This window comes from Plastoroseomonas hellenica, from assembly GCF_018129085.1.
GTDB classification, from domain to species: domain Bacteria; phylum Pseudomonadota; class Alphaproteobacteria; order Acetobacterales; family Acetobacteraceae; genus Plastoroseomonas; species Plastoroseomonas hellenica.
In genome coordinates this window covers 45919-72683 of sequence record NZ_JAAGBB010000014.1, presented here as the reverse complement: position 1 = coordinate 72683, position 26765 = coordinate 45919, and the positions used below count along the sequence as shown (strand labels likewise).

25 protein-coding genes are annotated in these 26765 nt (G+C 70.2%); 15 read left to right on the top strand and 10 right to left on the bottom strand.

From position 1 onward, the window contains the following. Nucleotides 1-38 precede the first annotated feature (38 nt). On the bottom strand, nt 39-776 hold the full coding sequence (locus tag GXW71_RS13335; protein ID WP_211853010.1) for an aspartate/glutamate racemase family protein: 738 nt from the start codon (nt 774-776) through the stop codon (nt 39-41). Nucleotides 777-926: 150 nt separating this feature from the next. On the opposite strand from GXW71_RS13335, the gene GXW71_RS13330 reads away from it, so the two are divergent. From GXW71_RS13330 to GXW71_RS13320, 3 genes are all read left to right on the top strand, one after another. Next, nucleotides 927-2546: an ABC transporter substrate-binding protein gene (locus GXW71_RS13330; RefSeq protein ID WP_211853009.1), complete on the top strand. Its 1620-nt coding sequence runs from the start codon at nt 927-929 to the stop codon at nt 2544-2546. A 74-nt stretch (nt 2547-2620) separates the two neighbouring features. Beyond that, nucleotides 2621-3574 carry an ABC transporter permease gene (locus GXW71_RS13325; RefSeq protein WP_211853008.1) on the top strand — a complete coding sequence of 318 codons (954 nt, stop codon included), beginning with the start codon at nt 2621-2623 and terminating at the stop codon, nt 3572-3574. Further along, complete coding sequence (locus GXW71_RS13320; protein WP_211853007.1) at nt 3571-4479, top strand: ABC transporter permease; 909 nt, start codon at nt 3571-3573, stop codon at nt 4477-4479. The genes GXW71_RS13325 and GXW71_RS13320 overlap by 4 nt, the downstream gene beginning before the upstream one ends. Before the next feature lie 7 nt (nt 4480-4486). Here GXW71_RS13320 and GXW71_RS13315 read toward each other — a convergent pair whose 3' ends face one another. From GXW71_RS13315 to GXW71_RS13305, 3 genes are all read right to left on the bottom strand, one after another. Continuing rightward, the gene (locus tag GXW71_RS13315; protein WP_211853006.1) at nt 4487-5236 is read right to left on the bottom strand and encodes a sulfite exporter TauE/SafE family protein; all 750 of its coding nucleotides are present in this window, start codon (nt 5234-5236) and stop codon (nt 4487-4489) included. Between the two features lie 195 nt (nt 5237-5431). After that, nucleotides 5432-6070, bottom strand: coding sequence for a glutathione S-transferase family protein (locus GXW71_RS13310; protein WP_211853005.1), 639 nt, complete (start codon nt 6068-6070; stop codon nt 5432-5434). 31 nt (nt 6071-6101) lie between these two features. Beyond that, nucleotides 6102-7499, bottom strand: coding sequence for a helix-turn-helix domain-containing protein (locus tag GXW71_RS13305; RefSeq protein ID WP_211853004.1), 1398 nt, complete (start codon nt 7497-7499; stop codon nt 6102-6104). 148 nt (nt 7500-7647) lie between these two features. Between GXW71_RS13305 and aceA the strand changes: the two genes are divergently transcribed. Further along, the gene (gene aceA, locus GXW71_RS13300; RefSeq protein WP_211853003.1) at nt 7648-8973 is read left to right on the top strand and encodes an isocitrate lyase; all 1326 of its coding nucleotides are present in this window, start codon (nt 7648-7650) and stop codon (nt 8971-8973) included. A gap of 14 nt (nt 8974-8987) precedes the next feature. Further along, nucleotides 8988-9170, top strand: a complete 183-nt coding sequence (locus GXW71_RS13295; RefSeq protein WP_211853002.1) for a hypothetical protein — start codon at nt 8988-8990, stop codon at nt 9168-9170. Between the two features lie 90 nt (nt 9171-9260). Here GXW71_RS13295 and GXW71_RS13290 read toward each other — a convergent pair whose 3' ends face one another. The 3 genes from GXW71_RS13290 to GXW71_RS13280 are packed head-to-tail and all read right to left on the bottom strand — an operon-like array spanning nt 9261 to nt 12006. After that, nucleotides 9261-9887 carry a DUF1345 domain-containing protein gene (locus GXW71_RS13290; RefSeq protein WP_211853001.1) on the bottom strand — a complete coding sequence of 209 codons (627 nt, stop codon included), beginning with the start codon at nt 9885-9887 and terminating at the stop codon, nt 9261-9263. Beyond that, nucleotides 9887-10903, bottom strand: coding sequence for a threonine ammonia-lyase (locus GXW71_RS13285; protein ID WP_246526537.1), 1017 nt, complete (start codon nt 10901-10903; stop codon nt 9887-9889). The genes GXW71_RS13290 and GXW71_RS13285 overlap by 1 nt, the downstream gene beginning before the upstream one ends. Beyond that, entirely contained in the window at nt 10900-12006 is a 1107-nt protein-coding gene (locus tag GXW71_RS13280) for an NAD(P)/FAD-dependent oxidoreductase (protein WP_211853000.1), read from the bottom strand. The genes GXW71_RS13285 and GXW71_RS13280 overlap by 4 nt, the downstream gene beginning before the upstream one ends. Nucleotides 12007-12137: 131 nt before the next feature. Between GXW71_RS13280 and GXW71_RS13275 the strand changes: the two genes are divergently transcribed. From GXW71_RS13275 to GXW71_RS13240, 8 genes are read left to right on the top strand one after another with little or no spacing between them, the layout of a single operon-like run. After that, nucleotides 12138-13505: an ABC transporter substrate-binding protein gene (locus GXW71_RS13275; RefSeq protein ID WP_211852999.1), complete on the top strand. Its 1368-nt coding sequence runs from the start codon at nt 12138-12140 to the stop codon at nt 13503-13505. A gap of 57 nt (nt 13506-13562) precedes the next feature. Continuing rightward, entirely contained in the window at nt 13563-14501 is a 939-nt protein-coding gene (locus tag GXW71_RS13270; RefSeq protein WP_211852998.1) for a carbohydrate ABC transporter permease, read from the top strand. Further along, the gene (locus GXW71_RS13265) at nt 14501-15391 is read left to right on the top strand and encodes a carbohydrate ABC transporter permease (RefSeq protein ID WP_211852997.1); all 891 of its coding nucleotides are present in this window, start codon (nt 14501-14503) and stop codon (nt 15389-15391) included. The genes GXW71_RS13270 and GXW71_RS13265 overlap by 1 nt, the downstream gene beginning before the upstream one ends. A gap of 6 nt (nt 15392-15397) precedes the next feature. Further along, nucleotides 15398-16498 carry an ABC transporter ATP-binding protein gene (locus GXW71_RS13260; protein WP_211852996.1) on the top strand — a complete coding sequence of 367 codons (1101 nt, stop codon included), beginning with the start codon at nt 15398-15400 and terminating at the stop codon, nt 16496-16498. Beyond that, complete coding sequence (locus tag GXW71_RS13255; protein ID WP_211852995.1) at nt 16498-17259, top strand: SDR family oxidoreductase; 762 nt, start codon at nt 16498-16500, stop codon at nt 17257-17259. The genes GXW71_RS13260 and GXW71_RS13255 overlap by 1 nt, the downstream gene beginning before the upstream one ends. Nucleotides 17260-17280: 21 nt before the next feature. After that, nucleotides 17281-18360, top strand: a complete 1080-nt coding sequence (locus tag GXW71_RS13250) for a malate/lactate/ureidoglycolate dehydrogenase (protein WP_246526536.1) — start codon at nt 17281-17283, stop codon at nt 18358-18360. Nucleotides 18361-18409: 49 nt separating this feature from the next. Continuing rightward, the gene (locus tag GXW71_RS13245) at nt 18410-19402 is read left to right on the top strand and encodes a Bug family tripartite tricarboxylate transporter substrate binding protein (protein ID WP_211852994.1); all 993 of its coding nucleotides are present in this window, start codon (nt 18410-18412) and stop codon (nt 19400-19402) included. Nucleotides 19403-19404: 2 nt separating this feature from the next. Next, a complete protein-coding gene (locus GXW71_RS13240) occupies nt 19405-21000 on the top strand; it encodes a GMC family oxidoreductase (RefSeq protein WP_211852993.1) in 1596 nt (531 codons plus the stop codon). Here GXW71_RS13240 and GXW71_RS13235 read toward each other — a convergent pair. The 3 genes from GXW71_RS13235 to GXW71_RS13225 all read right to left on the bottom strand — a co-directional run bounded on the left by GXW71_RS13235 (nt 20987) and on the right by GXW71_RS13225 (nt 24052). Continuing rightward, the gene (locus tag GXW71_RS13235) at nt 20987-21508 is read right to left on the bottom strand and encodes a nitrogen regulation protein NR(II) (RefSeq protein WP_211852992.1); all 522 of its coding nucleotides are present in this window, start codon (nt 21506-21508) and stop codon (nt 20987-20989) included. The two genes, GXW71_RS13240 and GXW71_RS13235, sit on opposite strands and share 14 nt — an antisense overlap. Then, complete coding sequence (locus GXW71_RS13230) at nt 21505-23346, bottom strand: transglycosylase domain-containing protein (protein WP_211852991.1); 1842 nt, start codon at nt 23344-23346, stop codon at nt 21505-21507. Before GXW71_RS13230 ends, GXW71_RS13235 begins: the two co-directional genes overlap by 4 nt. A gap of 67 nt (nt 23347-23413) precedes the next feature. Then, the gene (locus GXW71_RS13225) at nt 23414-24052 is read right to left on the bottom strand and encodes an FMN-binding negative transcriptional regulator (protein ID WP_211852990.1); all 639 of its coding nucleotides are present in this window, start codon (nt 24050-24052) and stop codon (nt 23414-23416) included. Between the two features lie 103 nt (nt 24053-24155). On the opposite strand from GXW71_RS13225, the gene GXW71_RS13220 reads away from it, so the two are divergent. Together GXW71_RS13220 and GXW71_RS13215 are read left to right on the top strand one after the other, a co-directional pair. Continuing rightward, complete coding sequence (locus GXW71_RS13220; RefSeq protein WP_211852989.1) at nt 24156-25118, top strand: Bug family tripartite tricarboxylate transporter substrate binding protein; 963 nt, start codon at nt 24156-24158, stop codon at nt 25116-25118. Nucleotides 25119-25301: 183 nt separating this feature from the next. Then, a complete protein-coding gene (locus tag GXW71_RS13215; protein WP_211852988.1) occupies nt 25302-26747 on the top strand; it encodes an amidase in 1446 nt (481 codons plus the stop codon). Nucleotides 26748-26765 lie beyond the last annotated feature (18 nt).

Genomic DNA, 26765 nt, shown 5'->3' with positions numbered 1-26765 from the left:
TCATCGCAGGAAAAAGGCGATACGGCCTTACGAGACCTTCAGGTTGCGGGCATGCGACCGAACAGCGCGGCAAGCGTCGGCGACAGCCCCGCCTGGGGCGCCTGCGAGGCGGGGCAGGCGGTGGCCGAGCCGGCGGCCGCCTCGATCAGCGCGCAGTCCAGGCTGTCGAGCAGCGGCACCGGCACCTCGCCCGCGATGCGCTCCGCGAGACCCGCGAGCCCGGCGCCGCCGAGCACCACCGCCGCCGCGCCCTCAGCCGCCGCGTCCCGCGCCGCCTCGGCCAGCAGGGCCAGCGCGCGATCCGGCTCGCGCGCGATCATGTCGCCGGTGGGCGCGACCGCGCGCACCAGCACCTGGTCGCGGCCGAAGCCGCGCAACGCGCAGAATTCCTCCAGCATCGGCACCCAGGCGGCACCGCCGGTCAGCAGGGCGATGCGTGGCGCGATGCGGAAGCCGACCGCGAGGCTCGCCTCCGCCATGCCGCGCACCGGCACGGCGCAGAGCTCCCGCGCGGCTTCCAGCCCCGGCTCCCCGAAGCAGGCGATGATGGCGGCGTCATGGGCAGGGGTCAGGTGCTCGGCCAGCGCCTCGAGCACCGCATGGGAGGCGACGGCGACCGCCGCCCGGCTGGCGATGTAGCGGGCCCCGAAGGGCGCCGTGACCGCCTCCAGCCTCAGATGCGGCAGCCCGAGCCGCGGCAGGGCTGCCTCCGCACGTGCCAGGATGAGCGCGGTGATGGCCGGATCGGTGTTTCCGTTCACAAGCAGAAGCTTCATCTGGCGGCATTTGCCTTCTTGCTGGGCAGGGACCCTGGCGGCTGCGCTAACATAGCCGTGCATGCACCATGGCACGACCCTTGCGAGCCGGTTTGCCCGCCGGGGTCGCGCCAAGTCGCGGCCAAACAAGAAGGGGGGTTCAACCGCACCATGTTCCGTCGCTTCGTTCTCGCCGCCTGCCTGGCCGCGCTGCCGGCGCTTGCTCTGGCGCCTGAGGCCCATGCCCAGGGCGGCACCATCCGCATCGGCATGACCGCAGCCGATATCCCGCTCACCCATGGCCAGCCTGACCAGGGCTTCGAGGGCAACCGCTTCACCGGCATCCCGCTCTACGACAGCCTGACCATGTGGGACCTGTCCGCGGCCGACCGGCCGTCGACGGTGATCCCGGGCCTCGCCACCGAATGGCGGAGCGACCCGGCCGACCGCACCCGCTGGATCTTCACCTTGCGCCGCGGCGTCACCTTCCATGACGGCAGCCCGTTCAACGCCGATGCGGTGATCTGGAATGTCCGCAAGGTGCTGGACCGCGAGGCGCCGCATTACGACGCGCGCCAGGTCGGCCTCACCGCATCGCGCATGCCGACGCTGCGCCGGGCCGAGAAGATCGACGATCACACGGTCGCGCTCTACACCAGCGAACCGGACAGCTTGCTGCCGATCAACCTCACCAATCTCTTCATGGCCTCGCCGGCCGCCTGGGAGCGGCACCGCGCCAATACGCCGAATGCCGAGGCCGCTTGGAACGCCTTCGCTGCCGCGCCCTCCGGCACCGGCCCCTTCCGCCTGACCCGCCTGGTCCCGCGCGAGCGGGCGGAGATGGCGCGCAACGACGGCTACTGGGGCGAGAAGGCACGCGCCGAGCGCATCGTCCTGCTGCCGATCCCGGAAGCCAATGCCCGCACCGCCGCGCTGCTCTCCGGCCAGGTGGACTGGATCGAGGCGCCGTCGCCCGATGCCGTGCCGCAGCTCCGCGCCCGCAACATGGTCATTGCGCAGAACCCGCAGCCGCATGTCTGGCCCTGGCAGCCCTGCTTCACCCAGGGCAGCCCGCTGGCGGATGTGCGCATCCGCCGTGCGCTGAACCTCGCGATCGACCGCGACGGCCTGCGGGAGCTGCTGGGCGGCTTCATGGCGCCGGCGGTCGGCACCGTCGCGCCCGGCCATCCCTGGTGGGGCAATCCGGGCTTCAACATCCGCACCGACCGCAACGAGGCGCGGCGCCTGCTGGCCGAAGCCGGCTATGGCCCGAACCGGCCGGTGACCATCAAGGTGCAGATCAGCGCCTCCGGCTCCGGCCAGATGCAGCCGCTGTCGATGAACGAGTATCTGCAGCAGGACCTGCGGCAGGTCGGCTTCAACATCGAATTCGACGTGATCGAATGGAACGCGCTGTTCACCAACTGGCGCCGCGGCTGCCAGGATGCCTCGGCGCGCGGCGCGCATGCCATCAACGTCTCCTTCGCCGCCATGGATCCCTTCTTCGCCATGGTCCGCTTCTGGGAGAGCAAGATGGCGCCGCCGGTCTCCAACAACTGGGGGCATTTCAACGATCCGCGCTTCGACCAGATGATCGCCGCCGCGCGCAACGCCTTCGAACCGGCGGAGCGCGACGCGGCGCTGGCGCGCCTGCATGCGGCGGGGGTCGACGAGGCGCTGTTCATCTGGATCGCCCATGACGTGGGCCCGCGGGCGATGAGCCCGCGTGTCCGCGGCTTCGTGCAGCCGCAGAGCTGGTTCGTGGACCTGCGGCTGCCGAGCATCCAGTAGTCTAGTGGCGGCCGGCGGCATCCGCCGCCGGCCGCATTCCCTGCTTCGGCAACGGAGCGAGCCTGGGGGTCGCGATGTTCCTCTATCTGATCCGGCGCATTCTCTACGCCGTGCCGATCGCCCTCGCGGTCGGGTTCTTCTGCTTCATGCTGGTGCAGATCGCGCCGGGCGACCCGATCAACGCCATCGTGCCGCCCGACGCGCCGGGCGATGTGGTGGAGCAGGTGCGGCGCGACTACGGGCTCGACAAGCCCTTGCCGGTGCAGTTCGGGCTCTGGCTCTTCAAGGTGGTGCAAGGGGATCTCGGCCGATCGCTCGCCACTGGCCGCCCGGTCTGGTCCGACCTCTCGACCGCGATCGGCAATACGCTGATGCTGGCGACCTGCGCGGCGCTGCTCGGCTTCATCATCGGCTGCCTGCTGGGCGGCGTCGCCGGTACCTTCCGCGGCTCCATCCTCGACCGCGTGGCGACCACGATCGCGGTGGCCGGCGTCTCGGTGCCGCATTACTGGCTCGGCATGGTGCTGGTGGTGATCTTCTCGGTGCAGCTCAACTGGCTGCCGGCGATGGGGGCAGGCCCCGGTGGCAGCAGCGACTGGGCCTGGAACTGGGAGCATATGCAGCACCTGGTGCTGCCGGCCGTGACGCTCGCGGTGATCCCGATGGGCATCGTGACCCGCACGGTGCGCGGCATCGTCGCCGAGATCATGAACCAGGAATTCGTCACGGCGTTGCGCGGCAAGGGGCTGCGTCGCCTGGACGTCTTCCTGCATGTGGTGAAGAACGCCGCGCCGAACGCGCTGGCCGTGATGGGCCTGCAGCTCGGCTACCTGATGGGCGGGTCGATCCTGGTGGAGACGGTGTTCTCCTGGCCCGGCACCGGGCTGCTGCTGAACAGCGCCATCTTCCAGCGCGACCTGCCGGTGCTGCAGGGCACGATCCTGGTGCTGGCGATGTTCTTCGTGGCCCTGAACCTGCTGGTCGATCTGATGCAGACCGCCCTCGATCCCCGGATAAAGCGCGCATGAGCAGCACCACACCCACCGCGGCGGAAGCCGAACTCGCGGTCCAGGCGCGCCAGGCGGCGGTACGCTCCCAGGGCTATTGGGCGGGCGTCTGGAAGCGCGTGCGGCGCGACCCCGTGACCATCGCCTGCGCCATCGTGCTGCTGGCGATGCTGCTGGTCATCGTCTTCGCGCCGCTGGTGGCACCGCACGATCCCTACCAGGGCAGCATGATCCGGCGCCTGCGCGGCCTCGGCACCACGAACTACCCACTCGGCACCGACGAGCTCGGCCGCGACATGCTGACGCGGCTGATCCATGGCGGGCGCCTCTCCTGGTTCATGGGCATCGTCCCGGTGGCGCTTGCCTTCGTCATCGGCACCACGCTCGGCGTGCTCGCGGGCTATGCCGGCGGCCGCGTGAACATGGCGATCATGCGCACCACCGACGTCTTCTACGCCTTCCCCTCGGTGCTGCTGGCGGTCGCGATCTCCGGCGCGCTGGGTGCGGGCATCTTCAACGCCATCCTGGCGCTGACCATGGTCTTCGTGCCGCAGATCATCCGGGTCGCCGAAAGCGTCACCACCAGCGTCCGCAACCTCGATTTCGTGGATGCGGCGCGATCCTCCGGCGCGGGGGCCTTCACCATCGTGCGCGTGCATGTGCTGGGCAACGTGCTGGGGCCGATCTTCGTCTATGCCACCGGTCTGATCAGCGTCTGCATGATCCTGTCCTCGGGCTTGTCGTTCCTCGGCCTCGGCACCAAACCGCCGGAGCCGGAATGGGGCCTGATGCTGAACACGCTGCGCACTGCGATCTATGTGCAGCCCTGGGTGGCGGTGCTGCCGGGTGCCTGCATCTTCGTCACCTCGATCTGCTTCAACATGCTGAGCGATGGGCTACGGCAGGCGATGGACGTGAAGGGGTGAGCCTTCGCTACCGGCGCAGCCCGTCCCAGAGTGGCAGGCCGAGCAGGGCGGCGAGCCCGATCAGCACGAAGCAGGCGCGGCGAAAGGTCGCCTCGCTTGCGAAGCCGAAGAGCCGGCCGCCTGCCCAGACCCCGGCGCCGTAGATCGGCGCCATCAGGGCCGCGACCAGGAGCAGTTGCGTGTTGAGCAGTCCGCCGATGCCATAGACCACCGCGCTGATCAGGCCGGTGATCGCGAAGAACAGCACGATATTCGCCCGCACGCGGGTCGCCGGGATCGCGCCGCCCAGCCAATAGGCGACGACCGGCGGCCCGCCCATCTGCGCCGCCCCCGAGCAGAAGCCGGAGACGGCGCCGATCACCAGGGAAAGCTCGAAGCGCGGCTTGCCGTGATAGCGCCAGCCGGAGGCGAGCAGCACCAGCATCGCCGCGACCAGCAGGCACATCCCCCAGCGCAGCAGCACGGGTTCGAGGTTCAGCAGCAGCGCCGCGCCGAAAGGCGCGCCGACCAGCGCGCCGGCGGCCATCACCGCGATCTCCCGCCGTGCGGCCACGCGCCAGGCGGGTGGGATCAGCGGTAGGGTCGTCAGGTTGTCGACGATCAGCAGCAAGGTCGCCGCGGCGCGCGGCCCGACCGCGGCGCTCGCCAGCGGGATGAAGATCAGCGCCGCGCCGAAGCCCGAGAAGCCGCGCGCCAGCCCGGCGACCAGCGCGCTCAAGAGCGTCGTTGCGAGCGGACCGAAAGGCGGAAGTTCCATCACGTCTCCCGTACAGCCGGATCGGCCCCAGGCCCGAACCCCGCGGCCGCAGGCCGCCCTCGATTTCTGCGGAGCGAGGCGAAGCCGATGCTCCGGGGCCGCGAATGCGGCCCCGCGCGCGACCGACCGATGTCGCCAATGCGCCCTGACAGCGCGCAAGCCAAGCCGGCGGATGCCGGCGCCGGCGATTGAGGCTCAATATAACTTCGGATTAACCCAGCGCTGGAAACCGGGGCGCTCGCCGAGCCTGGCGTACCAGGCGGCCAGGGCCGGGAATTGCGGCATCTCCGGCATCGCGACCTCCGGCCCGAACCAGCGCCGTGCATAGGCGCCGAGCACGATATCGGCGATCGTCATCATGGCGCCGTCGATATAGGGCCCGCCGGCCGCGATCCGGGCATCCAGGATGCGCCAGCAGGCAGCGCTCGCCGCGACCGCGGCGCGCACCGCCTCCATGTCGCGCTTCTCGGGTGGGGTGCGGACCAGGCCCCAGAACAGGTTGCGCTCCGCCGGGCTCAGGGTGGAAAGCTGCCAGTCCATCCAGCGGTCGGCGCTGGCGCGTGCCGCCGGATCCGCGGGATAGAGCGCCAGGCCGCGCTCGCCCGCGGTCATCGCCAGATAGCGCAGCACGCTGTTCGATTCCCACAGCACCACATCGCCGTCGCGGATGGTGGGCACGCGGCCGTTCGGGTTCATCGCGCGGTAGTCGGGATCATCGACGCGCCCGAAGGCCATGCCCGCGTCATGGCGCGCATAGGGCGTGCCGAGCTCGTCGAGCAGCCACAGCACCTTGATGACATTGATCGAATTCGCCCGGCCGAAGACCTCGAGCATGCGCGCTTCCCCCCGCAATTGTGGCGGCCAGCTAACCCCGGCCGCGCTCGAAGCGCCAGGGGCTGGCGGATTCCACGGCAGGGTCGAGCGCCAGGCGGTGCTCCAGCGGCGGGAAGGCGCGGCTCCGGCAATCCTCACGCTCGCAGAGCCGGCAGGACAGGCCGATGCCGACCGCCGCGGCGTCGAGGTCAAGCCCGTCCGCATAGGCCATCTCCCCGGCGCGGCCGATGTCGCAGCCCATGGCGATGACATGCAGCGGCGCCGGTTCGCCCCAGCGCGGCGCCGGGCCTTCGACGCGGCGTGCGAAGCAGAGGAAGGCGGCGCCGTCCGGCAGCTTCGCCACCTGCACGCGCACCGCTCCTGGTGCGTCGAAGGCGCGGTGCACGATCCATTTCGGGCAACTGCCGCCGAAGCGCGCGAAGGGAAAGCCGGCGGCGGAAAAACGCTTGTCCACATTCCCCGCGGGGTCGACGCGCAGGAAGAAGAAGGGTACCCCGCGCGCGCCCTCCCGCTGCAGGGTCGACAGCCGGTGGCAGGCCTGCTCGAAGCTGACGCCGAAGCGCGCCGCCAGCGCCTCCACGTCGTGGCGCAGCGCCTGCGCGGCGGCCAGGAACGGCGCGTAGGGCATCAGCAGCGCGCCGGCGGCGTAGTTCAGCAACCCGATGCGGATCAGCTGCGCCGCCTCGGTGGAGGATGGCTCCGGCGGGCCGATCGCCACCTGTACCGCCTCCGTCCCTTCCAGCAGCATCAGGGTGAAGGCCATCTGAAAGCCGCGGCTCTCGCGCGGCAGCGATTCCGAGAGCATCAGGGTTCGCGTCGCGGAATCGTGCCGGCGCAGCGCGCCTTCCAGCGGCCCGACCAGGATGCGCAGCCCATGCCGCTGGCGCAGCCGCTCGGCGATCGCGTGGTTCAGCTCCGCGGGTGCGGCGCCGAGCTCCGCGCCGATGCGCTCGGCCAGCGCCTCCAGCGGCGGGAAGTGGTTGGCGCGGTCATGGAACAGGTCGCGCGCTTCCTCGGTCGGCAGCAGCATGCGGCGCCCGCTCGGCAGCGCGATGCCGGAAGCATCCTCCCGCGCCACCCGCCAGGCGCGATAGAGCGTCAGCATCGCGCGCGCCGCATTGGGGGCGGAGGCCGCCAGCGCCGTCACTTCGTTCTCCGGCACCGCCTCGAGCCCGAGCATCGGGTCGCTCAGCACCTCCCGCAGCCCGGCCTCCATCTGGCGCTCGGTCTGGCCGGAGAGCCGCGCCAGGTCGACCTGCAGCACGTCGGTCAGCTTGATCAGCAGGCCGGCGGTGACCGCCCGCTGATCATGCTCGATCAGGTTCAGGTAGCTGGCGGAGATGCCGAGCCGGACGGCGAGGGCCTGCTGGGTCAGGTCGCGCTCCTGGCGCAATCGCCGCACCGTCCGGCCGATCATGGGGCGGGACATATCTTTACAGCCTTTACCAAATTGAGGGTCTAGCTGTCGCTGACCACACCAGATTGCCACGCATCACGGGTTTTCGGGGATGAAATTCGGCGGTGCAATGTGAATTATTCACCAGCGCCGGCCGTCACCGGCGACAGGAGGATTTGACATGCGCCCCACCCCGAACCCCGCCTTCGCCCCCGACGGCAGTGGCTTCGGCGGCTATACGCCCGAGCCCGGCCGCTTCGACGGCATCCGTCGCGACTACAGCGAGGCCGATGTCGCCCGCCTCGCCGGCAGCTTCCGGATCGCCCATACGCTGGCCGACCGCGGCGCCCGCCGCCTCTGGCAACTCCTGAAGGAGGAGCCCTTCGTGCCGACCCTCGGCGCGCTCACCGGCATGCAGGCCCTGCAGCAGGTCAAGGCCGGGTTGAAGGCGATCTACCTCTCCGGCTGGCAGGTCGCCGCGGATGCCAATTCCGCCGCCACCATGTATCCGGACCAGTCGCTCTACCCGGTCGATTCCGTGCCCACCGTGATCCGGCGCATCAACAACGCGCTGCGCCGCGCCGACCAGATCGCGACCTTGGAACGCGCCGACGGCAAGGCGGACGACCGCACCCACTACATGGCGCCGGTCATCGCCGATGCGGAAGCCGGTTTCGGCGGCGCGCTCAACGCCTATGAGCTGATGCGCGCGATGATCGATGCCGGCGCCGCTGGCGTGCATTTCGAGGACCAGCTCGCCTCGGAGAAGAAGTGCGGCCATCTCGGCGGCAAGGTGCTGGTGCCGATCAGCCAGCATATCCGCACCCTGAACGCCGCCCGCCTCGCCGCCGATGTGGAGGGCGTGCCCACCGTGCTGCTCTGCCGCACCGACGCCGAGAGCGCGCAGCTCCTGACCGCCGATGTCGACGAGCGGGACCGCCCCTTCATCGGCAATGAGCGCACGGCGGAGGGCTTCTTCCGGATCAGGCCTGGGGTCGGCAAGCAATACGCAATCGCCCGCGGCCTCGCCTATGCGCCCTATGCCGACCTGCTCTGGTGGGAGACCTCCGACCCCGACCTCGACGATGCGCGTGCCTTCGCGGAGGCGATCCATCGCGAGTTCCCGGGCAAGATGCTCGCCTACAACTGCTCGCCGAGCTTCAACTGGCAGCGGAAGATGGGCGTCGAGGCCGCGACCCGGTTCCAGCGCGAGCTCGGCGCCATGGGCTACAAGTTCCAGTTCGTGACGCTCGCCGGCTTCCACAGCCTCAACCTGTCCATGTTCAACCTGGCGCGCGGCTATGCCGAGCGCGGCATGGGCGCCTACAGCGAGCTCCAGCAGGCCGAATTCGCGGCCGAGACGGAAGGCTTCACCGCCGTCCGCCACCAGCGCGAGGTCGGCGTCTCCTACTTCGACGCGGTGGCGATGGCGGCCTCGGGCGGCCAGGCGAGCACCACCGCCATGGCCCACAGCACCGAAGCGGCGCAGTTCGCGCCGGCGCATTGAGAAGGAACGACACCATGTCCATTCCCCGCAACGACGACCATGATGACGGCCTGGTGCACAGCCACAACTGGGCCAGCAGCGAACGCAACCGTCCGGCCCTGGTCAACCGCCCGCCGGAGCCGGATTTCGATGACGGCCTGGTGCATGAGCACCGCTGGGCCAGCGCCGAGCGGGGGCGGGAGGCCCATCGCGGGTGAGGAAGAGCGGGGGAAGGAATTCCCCCGCACCCCTTCTTTTACTTTTATCCATTGGACTGACGGGCCCGGCGCGACAGGCGTGCCGGGCCTTTAATGTACCAGGCCGGCCGCGATGTTCACCGCGGCGGCCAGGATGATCATGTTGAAGACGAAGGACACCAGCGCATGGCCGAGCGCCAGGCGCCGCATGACGCGTGTCGCCAGGCCGGTGTCGGAAGTCTGGAAGGTCATGCCGATGGTGAAGGCGATATAGAGGAAGTCGGGGAAGTCCGGCTTGCCGCCGCCGGGCAGGTCGAGGCCGCCGCCGGCGCGCCAGTATTCATGCGCGTAGCGGATCGCGAAGAGCAGATGCACATAACCCCAGGACAGCGCGATGGCGGCGATCGCCAGCGCCACATGCGCCGGGCTGGCTTCACCATCGGCCGAAGCCAGATGCCAGAACACTGCCACCAGCGATGCGCCGGCGGCGCCGAGGCTGGTCAGCAGCACGGCGGTCTCGCCCTCGTCCAGCAGCTCGGCACGGCGACGGATCGCCGCTGGCGTCGCGCGCAGCGCGGACATCGTGGTCGGCACCGCATGCGTCAGCACCGTGACGCACCAGCCGAGCAGCACCGCCGTCGGCACCCGCACGCCGGTCACCCAGAGCAGGCCGCCGCAGGCCAGGCCAGTGCCCACCGCTGCCAGCAGCAGGGGGCGGTGGCGCAGCCCGCGCAGCATCAGGCGGAAGCGGCCAGGGCGCGTGCGAAGACCGCGGGATCGACATTGCCCCCGCTCATCACCAGCCCGACGATGCGCCCACGGGCGTCGACCTTGCCGGCCAGCACCGCGGCCAGCGCGACGGCGCCGCCCGGCTCCACCACCACCTTCAGATGCTCGAAGGCGAAGCGCATGGCGCGGAACACCTCCGCCTCCGTCACCGCGACGCCGCCCGCGAGGCGCGGCTGGTTGATCGCGAAGGTGAGCGCGCCCGGCTGCTTCGACAGCAGCGAATCGCAGAGGCCGGGACCGCTGCCATCGACTGCGACGCGATGCCCGGCGGCGAGCGATTGCCGGGTGTCGTCCCAGCCCTCCGGCTCCACCGCCCAGATCTCGGCGCCCGGGATCAGCGCCTCGGCGGTCAGCGCCGAGCCGCCGATCAACCCGCCACCGCCGGTGCAGATCGCCAGCGCATCCGGGGAGAGGCCGATCGCCCTGGCGTCCTCGATCAGCTCCAGCGCCATGGTGCCCTGGCCGGCGATGACATGCGGGTGGTCGAAGGGCGGGATGACTGTCGCGCCACGCTCCTCCGCCAGCCGGGCGGTCAGCGCGTCTCGGTCGGTGTTGTGGCGGTCGAAGGGGATGATCTCGGCGCCCCAGCGGCGCGTGCTCTCGACCTTGATGGCTGGCGCGTCGGCGGGCATCGCGATCGTCGCCTTGAGGCCGAGTGCATGCGCGGCCGCGGCGCAGGCCTGGCCGTGATTGCCGGAGGAATGGGTGACGATGCCGCCGCGGTCGCCTGTGGCTGCCAGCAGCAGCGCCGCATTGGTGGCGCCGCGCAGCTTGAAGCTGCCGGTGCGTTGCAGCGGCTCCGGCTTCACCAGCACGGTGCCGCCGGTGAGCTGGTCCAGCAGCGGGTGGCGCAGCAGCGGCGTGCGGATGATGTGGCCCCTCAGGCGCTCGGCGGCGGCGAGGACATCGGCAAAGCCCGGCAGGGCGGCCTGATTCATAAGGTCCGGCAGGGCGGCTTGGCTCATGTGGTTCTTTCCAGGCGGCGGGGATCGACGGCCGGAATGATGGCCGCGAGCGGCCCCGGGTCGCGACCGTCGATCAGGCATGCCAGCAGCGCGCCGGCGGCGGGCGCGGTCTGGATGCCGTAGCCGCCCTGGCCGCACATCCAGAAGAAGCCGGGCGCGCTGCCGGCGCCGATCGCCAGGCTCCGGTCCGGGGTGAAGGTGCGGAGCCCGGCCCAGGCGTGCTCCACCCGGGTTACCGGGATGTCGAGCGCCTGCTGCATGCGGTCGATCGCGATCGCGATGTCGATCTCCTCCGGCTGTGCGTCGCAGGGATCGCTGTCGGTCTCGTCGGCCGGGCTGACCATCAGCTTCCGCCGCGCCTCCGGCCGGACGTACCAGGTGTGGTCGCAATCGCCCACCAGCGGCCAGGCGGAACAATCATGCGCCCCGGGATCGACGATCAGCGCGGTGCGGCGCTTGGGTTGCAACCCGATCGTGGGGATCTCGGCGATGCGCGCGACCTCGTCGCCCCAGGCGCCGGCGGCGTTCACCAGGATCGGGGCGGCGAAACTCGCGCCGCCGCTGGTCTCCGCATGCCAGAGCCCGTCCGTCCGCCGTATCAGGGACGCGCGATGGCGCAGCGCCAGCACGCCGTTCCGCTGCACCGTGCGCAGGAAGCCCTGGTGCAGCGCGGCGACGTCGATGTCGAAGGCGTCGCGCTCGATAGCGGCGGCGGCCGCATAGCCCGGGCGCAGCACGGGGACCTGGACGGCGATCTCGGCCAGTGGGAAGGGTTCGATCCCGGCGCCTTCCGCGATCATGGACGCCAGATGAGCGGCCTGTGACGGCGGCGCCAGGGTCACCACCGCGCGGCGATGCGCCAGCGGCGGAAAACCGTCTGGCGGCGTCTCGAAAAAGCTGCGGGATGCGCCGGAGAGCGCCCGCACATCGGGCGGCCCGTAATTCAGGATCCAGATCGCCGCGGACCGGCCGGTGGTGTGGTAGCCGGCGGTCTCCTCGGCTTCCAGCAGGGCGACCCGGCGGGTGGGGGCGAGATGCGCGGCGGCGGTGGCGCCGGCCATGCCCGCGCCGATGACGATCGCATCGAAATTGTGCAGCTCCATGCCGGCAAGCTGCCCTTACCGGTGCGAAGGCGCAATCCAGTGCTCGTGCAGGATTGCAGAACCATGCAGGCCCTGCCTAACGTGGCCGCGCAAACCAGGCCGAAAAGGCCTGATGGGGAGGGATCTAGGGAATGTCCAAGCGGACGATCAATGGCGTTTCCCGTCGCAACGTCCTGCGCTCCGGCGCGGGCGTCCTGGCGGCCGGCGTCCTGTCGGCACCGATGGTGCATGCGCAGGGCACCGGCGGCACCTTGCGCTGCGGCTTCTGGGACCACTGGGTGCCGGTCGGCAACGACGTCATGCGCCGCCTCTGCGCCGAATGGGGCCAGCGCAACCGTGTCGAGGTGCAGATCGACTTCATCACCTCGGTCGGCAACCAGAACCTGCTGACCATCGCCGCCCAGGCGCAGAGCCGCTCCGGCCATGACATCCTGAGCTTCCCGACCTGGGAGCCCTCGGCCCACGCCCGGCTGCTGGAGCCGGTGGACGATGTGGTCGGCCGCCTGGTCGCCAAATACGGCGCGATCAACCCGATCGCCGAATACCTGGCCAAGCGCGAAGGCTCCTGGCGGGGGATTCCGGCGGTGTCCGGCAGCCAGCACAAGCCCTCGCTCGGCCGCTTCGACCTGCTGAAGCAGCATGCCGGCATCGATGTGCAGGCGATGTATCCGGCGGCCAACCAGGTCGGCCCGGGCGTGGACCAATGGACCTGGGACAATTTCCTGGTCGCCGCCGAGAAATGCGCCCAGGCGCAGGTACCCTTCGGCCTGCCGATGGGCAGCTTCACCGATGCCGTGGACTGGGTCGGCGCGCTGTTCCGCAGCTATGGCGCGAACCTGGTCGATGAGCGCGGCAACGTCACCGTGCGCAACAATCCGGCGGTGCGCACGGCGCTGGAATACGCGGTGCGTCTCTGCCGCTTCCTGCCGAACGATGTCTATGCCTGGGATGACGCGTCCAACAATCGCGCGCTGATCTCCGGCCGCTCAGCGCTCATCTTCAACCCGCCCTCCACCTGGGCGGTGGCGAAGCGCGACGCGCCGCAGGTGGCCGAGAAGTGCTGGACCTTCCCGATGCCGGCCGGCCCGGCCGGCCGCTTCACGCCTTACCTGCCGTATTTCTGGGGCATCTGGAGCTTCAGCCGCCAGAAGCCGGCGGCCAAGGGGCTGCTCGAATTCCTCTCCGAGCGCGAGCAGGCGGAGGCGCAGACCACGACCAGCAGCGGCTACGACATCCCGCCCTTCGGCACCATGTCGGATTTCCAGATCTGGGCGACCGAAGGCCCGCCCACCGGCGTCGTCTTCAACTACCCGCTGAAGCCGCACCACAATGCGCAGCAGAACATCGCCTTCGCGCCGGCTCCGGCGGAAATCGCTGTGCAGGGATACAACCAGGCGATCAACACCAAGATGATCGCCCGCGTGGCGCAGGGTGGGGAGACGGTCGACCAGGCGCTGACCTGGGCCGAACGCGAACTCCGCAACTTCGCGCGCGGCTGACCGCGTCCGGGCGGGGGCGCAGCCTCCGCCCGCCTCGCTTCCCGGCAGGAGGAATAGATGCCCGCCGATACGCTCACCGCTGGCAGAACGCCCGCGACCCACGCCCCCGGATCCGGCAGCCTGCAGCGCTTCGCGCGACGGCGCTCGACCATCGCCTTCCTGATGACCCTGCCGCTGCTGGCCGTGATCGTCGGCCTCGTCGCCTATCCGGCGGGCTACGGCATCTACCTGTCGACGCTGAACCGGACCATGGTCCGCAACATCGGCTTCGGCAACTACGAGATCCTGTTCGACACGGACACCTTCTGGAGCGTCGCCTGGCAGTCCTGCATCTTCGCCATCACGGCGGTGTTGCTGAAGGCGCTGATCGGCTTCTGGCTGGCGCATATGCTGCACCACATCCCGGCCAAGGGGCAGCGCAAGTGGCGCGGCATGCTGCTGGTGCCCTGGGTGATTCCGCCGGCGCTGTCCACGCTTGGCTGGTGGTGGATGTTCGATCCGACCTACAGCTCGATCAACTATGTCCTCTCGATCTTCGCCGTTCCCGCGGTTCCCTGGCTCGGCGAGCCGATCTGGGCGCGGATCGCGGTCATCATGGTGAACGTCTGGTACGGCGCACCCTTCTTCATGATCATGTACCTGGCGGCGATCAAGAGCGTGCCGGAGCAGCTCTATGAAGCGGCGGCGATCGACGGCGCCAATGGCTGGCAGCGGCTGCGCTACGTCACCCTGCCGATGATGGCGAACATCATCAGCATCACGGTGCTGTTCAGCCTGATCGTCACCTTCGCGAACTACGACATCGTCCGCGTGCTGACCAATGGCGGCCCGCGCGACCTGACGCATGTCTTCGCGAGCTACGCCTTCCAGGTCGGCATCCTGTCCGGGAACATCCCGCGCGGCGCGGCCGTGTCCCTCTTCATGCTGCCGATCCTCGCGGTCTGCGCCTTCTTCGTGCTGCGCGGCGTGACGCGTCGGAACAAGGAGCAGATGTGATGTCGGTGACCACCGCTTCCTCCGCCGGCATCTACAGCAAGGCCGGCAGCCTCTCGCGCGAGCGGCGCTGGGCCATGTGGACGGCCTATGCATCGCTGATCCTGGCCGCCATCATCTTCCTGGCGCCACCGGTCTACATGTTCATCACCAGCCTGAAGAGCAGCGGCGAGATCGCCAACATGCAGGGCAATCCCTGGCTGGTGCGTTCGCCAACGCTCGAGAACTACTCGGCGCTGCTCGGCAACGGGATGTTCCTGCGCTTCTTCGTCAACAGCGCCATCGTCACCGTGCTGGTGGTGGCGATCACCATGGTGATCTCGGTGCTCGCCGCCTTCGCGCTGGCGCGCATGCGTTTCTTCGGCAGCCAGGCATTGGCCACCGGCGTCTTCCTCACCTATCTCGTACCAGACACGCTGCTGTTCATCCCGCTCTATCAGATCGTGGGCGGCCTCGGGCTGCTGAACAGCATCTGGGGCCTGGTGCTGGTCTATCCGACGCTGACGGTGCCCTTTTGCACCTGGATCATGATCGGCTATTTCGCCTCGATCCCGAAGGAGCTGGACGAGGCGGCGCTGATCGATGGCGCGTCCTGGTCGCAGATGCTGCTGAAGATCTTCGTGCCCGTGGCGATGCCCGGCATCATCGCGGCGACGATCTTCGCCTTCACCGTGTCCTGGGCGGCCTTCGTCTATCCGACGGCCTTCGTCACCACGCCGGACCAGATGCCGCTGACCATCGGCATCGTCTCCCAGCTCGTGCGTGCGGACACCTTCGCCTGGGGCCAGATCATGGCGGGCGCCCTGCTCGCGGCGCTGCCGCCCGTCGTGATCTACGCCTTCCTCATGGATTACTACATCGCCGGGCTCACGGCCGGCGCAACGAAGGGCTGAACCCAGATGGCACAAGTCTCGCTTCGCAAGCTGGTCAAGGCCTATGAAGGCAACGTCCAGGCGGTGAAAGGCATCGACCTCGAAATCGCGGACCATGAATTCGTGGTCCTGGTCGGCCCTTCGGGTTGCGGTAAATCGACGACGCTCCGCATGATCGCGGGGCTCGAGGAGATCACCGGCGGCGACGTCGCGATCGGCGGCACGGTCGTGAACGATATCCCGCCGCGCGACCGTGACATCGCCATGGTGTTCCAGAACTACGCGCTCTACCCGCATATGAGCGTGTTCGAGAACATGGCCTTCGGGCTCACGCTCCGGAAATTCCCGAAGGACGAGATCAAGCGCCGCGTCGACAATGCCGCGCGCATCCTCGATATCGTGCCGCTGCTCGAGCGCAAGCCGAAGGCGCTCTCGGGCGGCCAGCGCCAGCGGGTCGCCATGGGCCGCGCCATCGTGCGCGACCCCAAGGTCTTCCTGTTCGACGAGCCGCTCTCGAACCTCGACGCCAAGCTGCGCGTGCAGATGCGGACCGAGATCAAGAAGGTGCACCAGACGGTGCGCACCACCACCGTCTACGTGACCCACGACCAGGTGGAGGCGATGACGCTCGCCGACCGGGTGGTGGTGATGAACCACGGCGTGATCGAGCAGGTCGGGCCGCCGCAGGAGCTGTACCACCATCCTGCGACGCGCTTCGTGGCCGGCTTCATCGGCAGCCCGGCGATGAACTTCATCCCCGGACGGCTCGAGGGCGACGCCCATGGGCTGCGCCTCGTGCTCGGCTCCGGCGTCATCCTGCCGGTGCCGCCGGAACGCACCGCACGCTACGCGCCGCATGCGGCGCGCCCGGTGCTGCTCGGCATCCGGCCGGAGCACCTGACCGACAAGAAGCCCACCGACAAGCGCAACATCGCCGATTTCCCGGCGACGCCGGAGGTGATCGAGCCGATGGGCATGGAGACGCTGGTGCATTTCAGGATCGACGGCCACGAGATCAGCGCACGGCTCGATCCCGCCTGCCCGGTGGCGGTCGGCGAGCCAATCACCCTGGCCGCCGACATGGACCAGATGCACATTATCGATCCCGAGACAGACAAGGTTCTATGATGAGCAAGCTTGCAGGGAAGACCGCCTGGGTGACCGGCGCGGGCAGCGGCATCGGCCGCGCCATCGCCGTCGCCTTCGCCGCCGAGGGCGCGAAGGTGGTCCTCACCGGACGCCGGAAGGAACCGCTGGAGGAGACCGCGGCGCTGGCCGGCGGCGACGCCCATATCCTGCCGCTCGACCTGACTGACGCCGCCGCGGTTACCGCCGCAGCGAAGACCGTCGCCGAGACATTCGGCGGTCCGGACATCCTGGTGAACAACGCCGGCACGAACCTGCCGCGCCGCTACCTGCACCAGCTCACGCCGGAGGCGATCCGCACCCTGGTCGACGGCAACTTGACGGCGCCCTTCCAGACCTCGGTCGCCGTGCTGCCGGCGATGAAGGCCAAGGGCGGCGGCCTCATCATCCAGATCGCGTCCATGGCGGGAAAGAACGTCTCCTTCCTCTCCGGCCCCGGCTACACCGCGGCCAAGACCGGCTTCGTGGCCCTCTCCCAGGCGATCAACCAGGAGAACGGCATCCACAACATCCGCTCCTGCTGCATCTGCCCGGGTGAGGTCGCGACGCCGATCCTGCTCAACCGGCCGGAGCCGGTCCCGCAGGAGGACGTCGAACGCCTGCTGCAGCCCGAGGATCTCGCTGCCATGGCGCTCTTCGTCGCGACCATGCCGGCGCGGGTGAACATAACTGAGATGCTGGTGCAGCCGACCTATATGCGCCTCCTGGCACCCAATGCCCGCAAGGTCGCGGCCCTTCCCTGAGAGTAGAGAGTACGGAATATCATGGCTCCCAATGACGTCCGGATCCCGGCACCCGAACTCGAGGCGCTGGTCCGCAGCATCTTCATCGCCGCCGCATGCGACGAAGCCGAAGCCTCGCGCATCGCGGCGCACCTGCTCGGCGCCAATCTCGCCGGGCATGACAGCCATGGTGTGGTGCGCGTGCCGCGCTATGTCGAATGGTGCGAGGCTGGCTATGTGCTGCGCGGCCAGACCGCGGAGGTGGTGACCGACGGCGGCAGCTTCGCGGTGCTCGACGGCAAGTTCGGCTTCGGCCAGACGGTGGCGCCGCAGGCGGTGGCACTCGGCATCGAACGCGCATCGCAGAACGGCATCTGCATCACCGCGCTGCGCAATGCTGGCCATATCGGCCGCGTCGGCGACTACAGCGAGGCGGCGATCCGCGCCGGGCTGATCTCCATCCACTTCGTCAACGTCGCGGGCAGCGTGCTGGTTGCCCCTTTCGGTGGCGTGGACCGGCGCTTCTCGACAGCGCCCTTCAGCGTCGGTGTGCCGCTGCCGGGCCGACCGCTGGTGCTCGATTTCGCGACCTCCCTGGTCGCGGAGGGCAAGGTGCTGGTGGCCTCGAACGGCGGCAAGGCGCTGCCGCCGAATGCGCTGATTGAACCGGACGGCCACCTCTCCGGCGACCCACGCACGCTCTATGGTCCCTATGAGTCGGTCGGGCCGCGCGACGCGTCGAAGGGTGCGGGCGCGATCCGCGCCTTCGGCGACCACAAGGGCTCCGGTCTCGCCTTCATGTGCGAGATGCTCGGCGGCGCGCTGACCGGCGGCGGCACGTCCGGTCCCGTCGACCAGCGCGCGCGCATCGCCAATGGCATGCTCTCGATCTTCATCTCGCCCAGGCATTTCGGCACCCAGGCGGAATTCGAGCGCATGGGCCTCGCCTATGCCGAATGGGTCGCGGGCTGCACACCGGCGGAAGCGAGCGTGCCGGTGAAGCTGCCTGGCGAGCCGGAGGCGGCGACACGTGCCGACCGCCTGGCCAATGGCGTGCCGCTGCCGGAAGCCGCCTGGGCGAACATCCAGGCGACCGCGCGGCGGCTGGGCGTGACGCAGTAGGGATTGCCGGCGGGCGGGCTCAACGACAACAACAACGGGAGAGACTACCATGCATCGCCGCAGCGTCCTGGGCCTTGCCGCCGGCGCGCTCGCCACGCCGGCGCTCGCGCAGTCCGGCTATCCCGATCGCGCCATCACCATGGTCACCGGCTTCGCACCCGGCGGCTCCACCGACGTCGCCGCGCGGCTGCTCGCGGACCGGCTGGGACCGGCACTCGGCCCCAATGGCCGTGTGGTGGTGGAAAACCGCGCCGGCGCCTCCGGCACCATCGCCTCGGACTGGCTGCGCTACCGTCCCGCTGACGGCTATACCGTCATGCTGGTCGAATGCAGCTCCCACGCGCTGATCCCGCATGCCTTGCAGGGCGGCACCCGCTACGACCCGATCAACGACTATGCCCATGTCGCCATCGTCGCGAACGGGCCGCTGGTGCTGGTCGCCAGCCCGCAATTCCCCTCCACCAATGCCGCGGAGACGGTCAGCCGGCTTCGCGCAGGCAATCCGGAGGACATGCCCTATGCCTCCTCCGGCGTCGGCTCGCTGCCGCATTTCGCAGGGGAGATGGTGGCGGTCGCCCTCGACCGAGGCGGCCGTTTCGCCCATGTCCCCTACCGCTCCGGTGGGCTGATGGTGGAAAGCATCGCGCGCGGGGAGACGCAGTGGGGCGTCGCGGTGCTCGCCTCCGCCGCCGGACAGGTGCGCGACAGCCGGGTGCGTGGCGTCGCGGTCACCGGCCTGCAGCGCTTCCCGGCTTTCCCGGACATCCCGACCCTGGCGGAATCCGGCATGCCGGGCTTCGACATCGGCAATTGGTATGCGGTGATCGCGCCGAAGGAGACGCCGCCCGCGGCCGTCGCCGCGCTCAACCGCGGCATCGTCGATGCGCTCGCCCAACCGCAACTGCGGGAGCGCTTCGTGACCGCCGGCCTCGATCCCTGGACGCAGCCCAATACGCCGACCGATGCGCGCGCCTTCTTCGTGCGCGAGAGCGAGAAGTTCCGGCAGGTGGTACAGCGGACCGGGGTGCGGCTGGAGCTCTGATCATGTCTGCCGTCGAGGCTGATTTCGTCATCGCCGGCGGCGGCTCCGCCGGCTGCATCCTCGCCGCGCGCCTGTCGGAAGACCCCACGGCCAGCGTCATCCTGCTGGAGGCCGGGCCACCCGACCGCGACATGTGGATCCATGTGCCGATGGGTTATGCGAAGCTCTTCGGCAGCGGGCGCTACGACTGGCGCTATGAGACGGAGCCGGAGCCCGGCCTCGAGAACCGCCGCATCCATTGGCCGCGCGGCAAGGTGCTCGGCGGCTCGGGTAGCGTGAACGGCCTTGTCTTCCTGCGCGGCTCGCCCCGCGACTTCGACCGTTGGGCCCAGGCCGGCGCACGCGGCTGGGGCTGGGACGAGGTGGAGCCGGTGTTCCGCGCGCTGGAGACCTGGGAAGGCCCGCCTTCGGAAGGCCGCGGCACCACGGGGCCCGTGCATGTCTGCGCGCCGAAGATGTCGCGGGCGGCGGCGGCCTTCATCGACGCCTGCGCGAATGCCGGGCTGCCGCGCAACCGCGACTGGAACAACGGCCAGCCGATCGACGGCGCCGGTCCTGTGCAGCTCAACACGCGGCGCGGCCGCCGATCCTCGACGGCACGGGAATACCTGAAGCCGGCGATGGGCCGGCCCAATCTCCAGGTCGTCACCGGCGCGATCGCGACGCGGATCCTGGTCGAGAACGGCCGCGCCACCGGCATCACCGCCATGACGCCGGGCGGTGAACGCACCTACACCGCGCGCCGCCAGGTCGTGGTCTCCGCCGGCGCGATTGAGACGCCGAAGCTCCTGATGCTCTCCGGCATCGGCGACGGTGCGCATCTGGCGGAGATGGGGATCGAGACGCGGCTGCACGCGCCCGGCGTCGGGCAGAACCTGCAGGACCACCTGATCGCGAAGTTCATCCTGCGCACCAGCCCCTGCGGCACCATCAATGAGATCATGCGCAACCCTTTCCGCCAGGCCGGCATGGGGCTCGGTTATCTGCTTGCCCGCGGCGGACCGCTCGCGATCGGCGCGGGGGAGGCGAACGCCTTCGCCCGCGTGACGCCGGGCGCGGAGGAGGCGGAGGTCCAGCTCCTCTTCATCAACTTTGCCGTGCTGACCTATCAGGAAGGGCTGCTGCCGCATCCCGGCATCATGTTCAACTTCGGCCAGTGCCGGCCGGACAGCCGCGGCCGCATCACGCTGCGCAGCCCTGATATCGCGGACAAGCCGGTGATCCGCGCCAACTACCTGGATCACCCGAACGACGTCCGGGTGATGATCGAGGCCGCGAAGCTCTCCCGCCGCGTCATCGAGCAGCAGCCTCTCGCCGGGCTCATCGAAGGCGAGATCCGCCCGGGCAAGGACGCCCGCGACGATGACGCCTATCTGCGCCATATCCGCGCCACCGCCTCCACCGTCTTCCACCCCTGCGGCACCGTGCGCATGGGCAGCGACGACCTGGCGCCGCTCGACCCGGAGCTGCGCTTCAAGGGCATCGATGGGCTGACGGTCGCGGATGCCTCCGCCTTCCCACTGATCCCATCGCCCAATATCCAGCCCGCGGTGATGATGCTGGCGGAGCGCGCGGCGGGGTTCCTCAGACGGCGCTGAAGCGCAGCGAGAGCGGAGCGGGCGCTCCCTCTGCTGTCAGCACGACCGCGCCTGGCTCTGTCCGCAGCGCCAGCGCGATGCGGCTGCCGGCGGGCAGCGTCGCAGCGGCATCGGTCGCCATGGCCAGCAACGCGGCGGTCAACGCGGCGCCGTCGAACTCGGCATCGACGCCCTTCTCCGGCGCATCGAGGTCGAGCGTGACACGGCCAAGCGCCAGGCGCAGCATCGGCGCCAGGCGCTGCAGCAGCAGCGCGATGTCGCCACGCGCCGGCGCGCCCACCTCCTGCCGCGCCACGGTCAGATAGCCGCGCAGCAGCGCCTCCAGCCGGCGCGTCGCCTCCTCGATCCGGGTAATACGCTTCATCGCCGGATCGGTCTCGGCCAGGCCGCGTCGCATCAGGTCGAGCGTCGCCACCGTGACGGTGAACATGTTGTTCGCGTCGTGCTGCACCTTGGGGGCAAGGGCCGCCAGCATGCGCTGGCGCTCCGCCCGGGCATCCTCGGTCATCGTCCCGTCTCCATGATCTCGCGCCAGAGCCGCACGGGCAGGCCGCCGCCGCTCACCTGCTCCATCGGCGAGGCATCGTCATTGCCGAGCCAAACGCCCACCACCAGCCCACGGTCGAAGCCGATGAACCAGGCATCGCGGAAATCCTGGGTGGTGCCGGTCTTGCCGGCACCACGCCCCGCGGCGCGCCCGGTGCCGCGCTCGACCACGGCTTCCAGCATGCGCCGCATCGCCTCCGCTTCCCCCGCCGGCAGCACCCGCGCCGGCGCGGCATGGGTGATGGCTACCGCCCGGCCGCCGGCCCGCGCATCGGCGATGCCAAAGGGTGTGACGCGCGCACCGCCATTGGCGAAGGCGGCGTAGCCCGCGGTCAGCTCCAAGAGGCTCGCCTCTCCGGTGCCGAGCGCGATCGAGGCGTCGCGCGGGAAGGGGCCGGTGAGGCCGAGCCGCCGCGCCTGTTCCGCAGCCGCCCGCGGTCCGCCGGCGCGGATCAGCACGCGCACGGCGGCGGTGTTGACGCTCTGGGCCAGCGCCTCCTCCAGCGTGATGGTGCCGCGCGGGCGCCAGCCGCCATTGCCGGGCGACCAGCCGCCGAGCGTCAGCGGGGTGTCCGCCACCGCCTCATCCGGTGTCGCGCCCGCTGCCAGCGCTGCCAGGTAGACGAAGGGCTTGAAGGCGGATCCCGGCTGCCGCCGCGCCTGGACCGCGCGGTTGAAGGGGCTGCTGCGGTAGTCGCGCCCGCCCACCATGGCACGTACCGCGCCGCTGTCGGCGTCCAACGCCACCACCGCGCCTTGCGTCGCACGCGCCCGCGCGCCGGGGCCGGCGAGCAAGGCTTCCAGCCGCGTCTCCGCCGCCGCCTGCAGGCGCGGGTTGAGCGTGGTGCGGAGCAGCAGGTCGGCGCTGCCGGGGAAACGCGTGCCGAGATCGTCCTGCACCCAGTCGGCGAACCAGCCCGCATCGCGCGACGGCACCGGCGCGAAATGCATCCGCTCCGCCAGCCGCGTGACGTCGCCGGGCGCGATGGCGCCGGTCTCGGCCATCGCCTCCAGCACCGCGACGCCGCGGGCCACGGCGGCGCCGGGGCTGACGCGTGGGTTGAAGCGCGACGGCGCCCGCGGCAGCCCCGCCAGGATCGCCGATTGCCAGGGCTCCAGCCGCCGCGCCGGGACGGCGAAGAACAGCCGCGCCGCCGCATCCACCCCGTAAGCCCCGGCACCGAGATAGACGCGGTTCAGATAGATCTCGAGCAACTGGTCCTTGGTGAAGCGCTGCTCCAGCCACAGTGCCAGCAACGCCTCCTGCACCTTGCGGCGCAGGCTGCGCTCGGGCGTCAGGAACAGGTTCTTCGCGAGCTGCTGGGTGAGGGTGGAGCCACCCTGCGCGACCTGCCCTCGCGTCAGGTTGACCCAGGCCGCGCGCGCCAGCCCGATCAGGTCCAGCCCGAAATGCTGCCGGAAGCGCCGGTCCTCGATCGCGATCACCGCCGCCGGCAGGTGCCGCGGCATCTCCGAAAGCCGCAGCGTCTCCCCATAGAGATCGCCACTCGTCGCGATCATCCGGCCATCGGCGGCGGTCAGCGTTACCGAAGGCCGCCGCGTCGCGGCCAGCGCCGATTCGGGGCGCGGCATGTCCCAGGTGAAGAACAGCAGCAGGGCGCCGATCGTCAGGGCGCCCCAGACCGACAGGATCACCCCCCAGGCCAGCAAACGTCCGAGCCGCGAAGGGCGCGTCGCCGCAGCCGCGCGGCGCGGCTGCGCCCGGCCGCGCGGGCTGCCGGGCGATGCGGTGTGGGGGGGTGAACGGTGGCGGGCGCGGGGGGCCGCGACACGGGACATGAGCGGCTTCTAGCACGAGTCTCATACGTCGCGTGAGACTCTCCTGGCCATTAGTGGCGCGGCGGGTTCAAGCCTTTCCCGCCATCGCCGCCGCCACCTCCCGGTCGCGCGGGTCCTCGCTCGCGGCGAGCCCCGCGCGCACGCCGTCCCGGTCCGCCTCCGGCCGGTTCTGCGACAGCTTGCGCTTGCCGGTCAGCGTAGTGATGCGCAGCACGACGCCGAGGATGCCCTTGAGCTGGCCTGCCACGAAGCTGTCCGGCGCGTCGCCCACTGCCCAGCGCTCGGCACGCGGCGCCTCGTGGTGGTCGGTCAGGCGGGTGACGATGTCGCGCAACCGGGCCGCGTCGTCATAGACCTCGGCGTCGCATTCGGCGTGCACGGCGACGTAGTTCCAGGTCGGCACGACCTTGCCGTGCTCGCGCTTCGATGCGTAGAGGGAGGGTGAGACATAGGCCTCCGGCCCCGGGAAGATCACCAGCGCGCGGCCGCTCCGGCGCAACGCATCGGCGTGCGGATTGGCGCGGGCGACATGGCCGTGCAGCGTGCCGAGCGGTCCGGCTTCGGCATCCAGCAGCAGCGGCAGGTGCGTCGCGTCCGGCAGGCCGCCATCGGCGCTGGGGCTCAGCATGATCGCCAGACGCCCGGCGCGGATCAGGCCGTGCAGGGTGGCGGTGTCGGTCTCGCGAAAGGCAGGCGGGTTGTACATGGCACGCGCAGCATGCCGCCCCGCGCGGGCCGCCCGCAATCCTGCTTGACGGCGGTCGCGCCCTGTCCGCAGCCTTGCGGCAAGAATTCGGGAGGACAGGCAGATGGCATCACGGCGTTCCCTGCTGGCGGGGGCGGCGTTGCTCTCCGCGCCGCGCAGCGCATCCGCCCAGGCCTGGCCGACGCGGCCGGTGCGCATCATGGTGCCCTATTCGCCCGGTGGACAGGCGGACACGGTGATCCGCCTGCTGCAGCCCAAGATCACGGAGTTCCTCGGCCAGCCGCTGGTGCTGGAGAATCGTCCAGGCGCGGGCGGATCCATCGCCGCCGGCATCGTCGCCGGGGCGCCGGCGGATGGCTACACGCTGCTCTTCGACAGCTTCCCCTTCGCCGTGCAGCCGCTGATCCAGCGCAGCATCACCTTCAATTACGAGACCGCCTTCGCGCCGGTGGGGCAGGTGGTGGCGCTGCCCTATGTGCTGGTGGTGAAGCGCGACTTCCCGGCCAATGACGTGCCAAGCTTCATCGCAGCGGCGAAGGCACGGAACGGGGCCGCCTATGGCACGCCGGGCATCGCCTCTCTCGGGCACCTCGCCGGTGCGTTGCTGGCCGCCCGCGCCGGGATCAGCATGGAGCATGTGCCCTATCGCGGTGGCACCGATGCCGCGCGCGACGTGGCGGCGGGCAACCTCGATTCCGCCATCGCCACCGCCAGCACCTTGCGGCCGCTGATCCTGGAAGGCCATGCACGGGGCATTGCGCTGACCAGCGGGGAGCGGCGCGGCACCCTCTCCGACCTGCCGACCTTCGCGGAAAGCGGCTTCCCGGGCTTCGACCTGACCTCCTGGAACGGGCTGCTCGCACCCGCGGCAACGCCTGCGCCGGTGATCGCGCGGCTGGAGGCGGCGCTGCGCCATGCGACCACCGATGAGGCGACGCGCCAGCGCCTCATTGCCAGCGGCAACGACCCGGTGACCGAGCCCGCCGCGGCCTTCGGCGAGCGCATCCGCCGCGACCGGGAGATCGTGCGGCAATTGATCCGCGACACCGGCTTGCGCTTGGAATGAGGGCCGATACAGTCCGCGCGGCCGCAGTCCGCCACCCATTTCGGCGGGCTGCGAGGCGTCAGCCGATGCAGGCCGGGGCCGCGAATGCGGCCCCGCGCGCGACCAACAGCCGCCGCCGGTGCACACCCGGCAGCGCGCAAGCCAAGCGGCCGGAGGCCGCGCCGGCGCCTGAGGAGACATACTATGTTCATCAAGATGACCGCGACCGAGGTCGCCGCCGCACTCGCGAAGCGGGAGGTGACGCCGCTCGAGCTGATCGACGCGGCGGCGGCGCGCATCGCCGCGACTGATGGCGCGGTGAACGCGCTGCCGACGCTCTGTCTCGATCGCGGCCGCGACCACGCCAAGGCGCTGATGGCGGGACAGCGGCGCGAAGCGGAGCATGAGCCCGGCTGGCTCGGCGGCCTGCCGATCGCGATCAAGGACGTGACGGAGGTCGCGGGTGTGCGCACCACCTTCGGCAGCCCGATCTTCGCCGACCATGTGCCGACGAAGTCGCACCCGGTGGTGGAGCGGATCGAGCGGCGCGGCGGCATCGTCATCGCCAAGTCCAATACGCCGGAATTCGCCGCCGGCGGATCGACCTTCAACGAGGTCTTCGGCCGCACCCGCAACCCCTGGAACACCGCGCTCACCTGCGGCGGCTCCACCGGCGGCGGCGCCGTGGCGCTGGCGACAGGCCAGGTCTGGCTTGCGCATGGCTCCGACCATGGCGGGTCGCTGCGGCGACCGGCGACCTATTGCGGCGTGACCGGCATGCGGCCCTCACCGGGGCGGGTGACCCGTGGCACGGTGCAGGACCTGTTCTCGGAACTCTCGGTCCAGGGGCCGATGGCCCGCGACATCCCGGACCTGGCACTGTTCCTCGACACCATGGCGGGCTGGGACATCGACGACCCGCTGACCTGGGAAGCCCCGCATCGGTCCTACGCCGATGCTGTCAGCGCCGCGGAAGCGGAGCGCCCGACGCGCATCGCCTTCAGCGCCGACTTCGGCGGCGCCATGCCGATGGACGCGGAGAACGGCGCCCTCTGCGCGGCGGCCGCGCGCCGATTCGCGGAAGCCGGCATCGCGGTGGAGGAAGCCTTCCCCGATCTCGGCCGGCTCACCGAGGCCTTCCTGATCCTGCGCAGCCAGCACTTCGTGGTGGGACGGGAGGCGCTGCTGCGCGAGCATCGCGACAAGCTGAAGCCCGACATCATCTGGCAGACCGAACGGGGTCTCGCCGCGACGCCGAGCCAGCTCGCCTGGGCGGAGCATGAGCGCACGCGCTTCTACCGAGCCATGCGGGACGTCTTCCGCCATCATGATGTGTTGGTGACGCCCGGTGCCTCCACGCCTGCCTTCGATGTGATGCTGCGCCATCCGGAGACGATCGGCGGCAAGACGCTCGAGAACTACATGGCGGGATCGCTGATCAACGCCTTCGCGACGCTCGCCGGCTGCCCCGCGGTCTCGGTGCCTTGCGGCTTCGATCAATATGGCCGGCCGATCGGGCTGCAGATCGTGGCGCCGCCGCGCCAGGACACGAAGGCGCTGCAGGTGGCGGCGCTCTTCGAGAAGATCACACGCCTCGACCGCATGCTGCCGATCGACCCGCGCGAAGGAACGGTGCCGCCGCCGGAGTGAGGCGGCGACTGTCGGGCT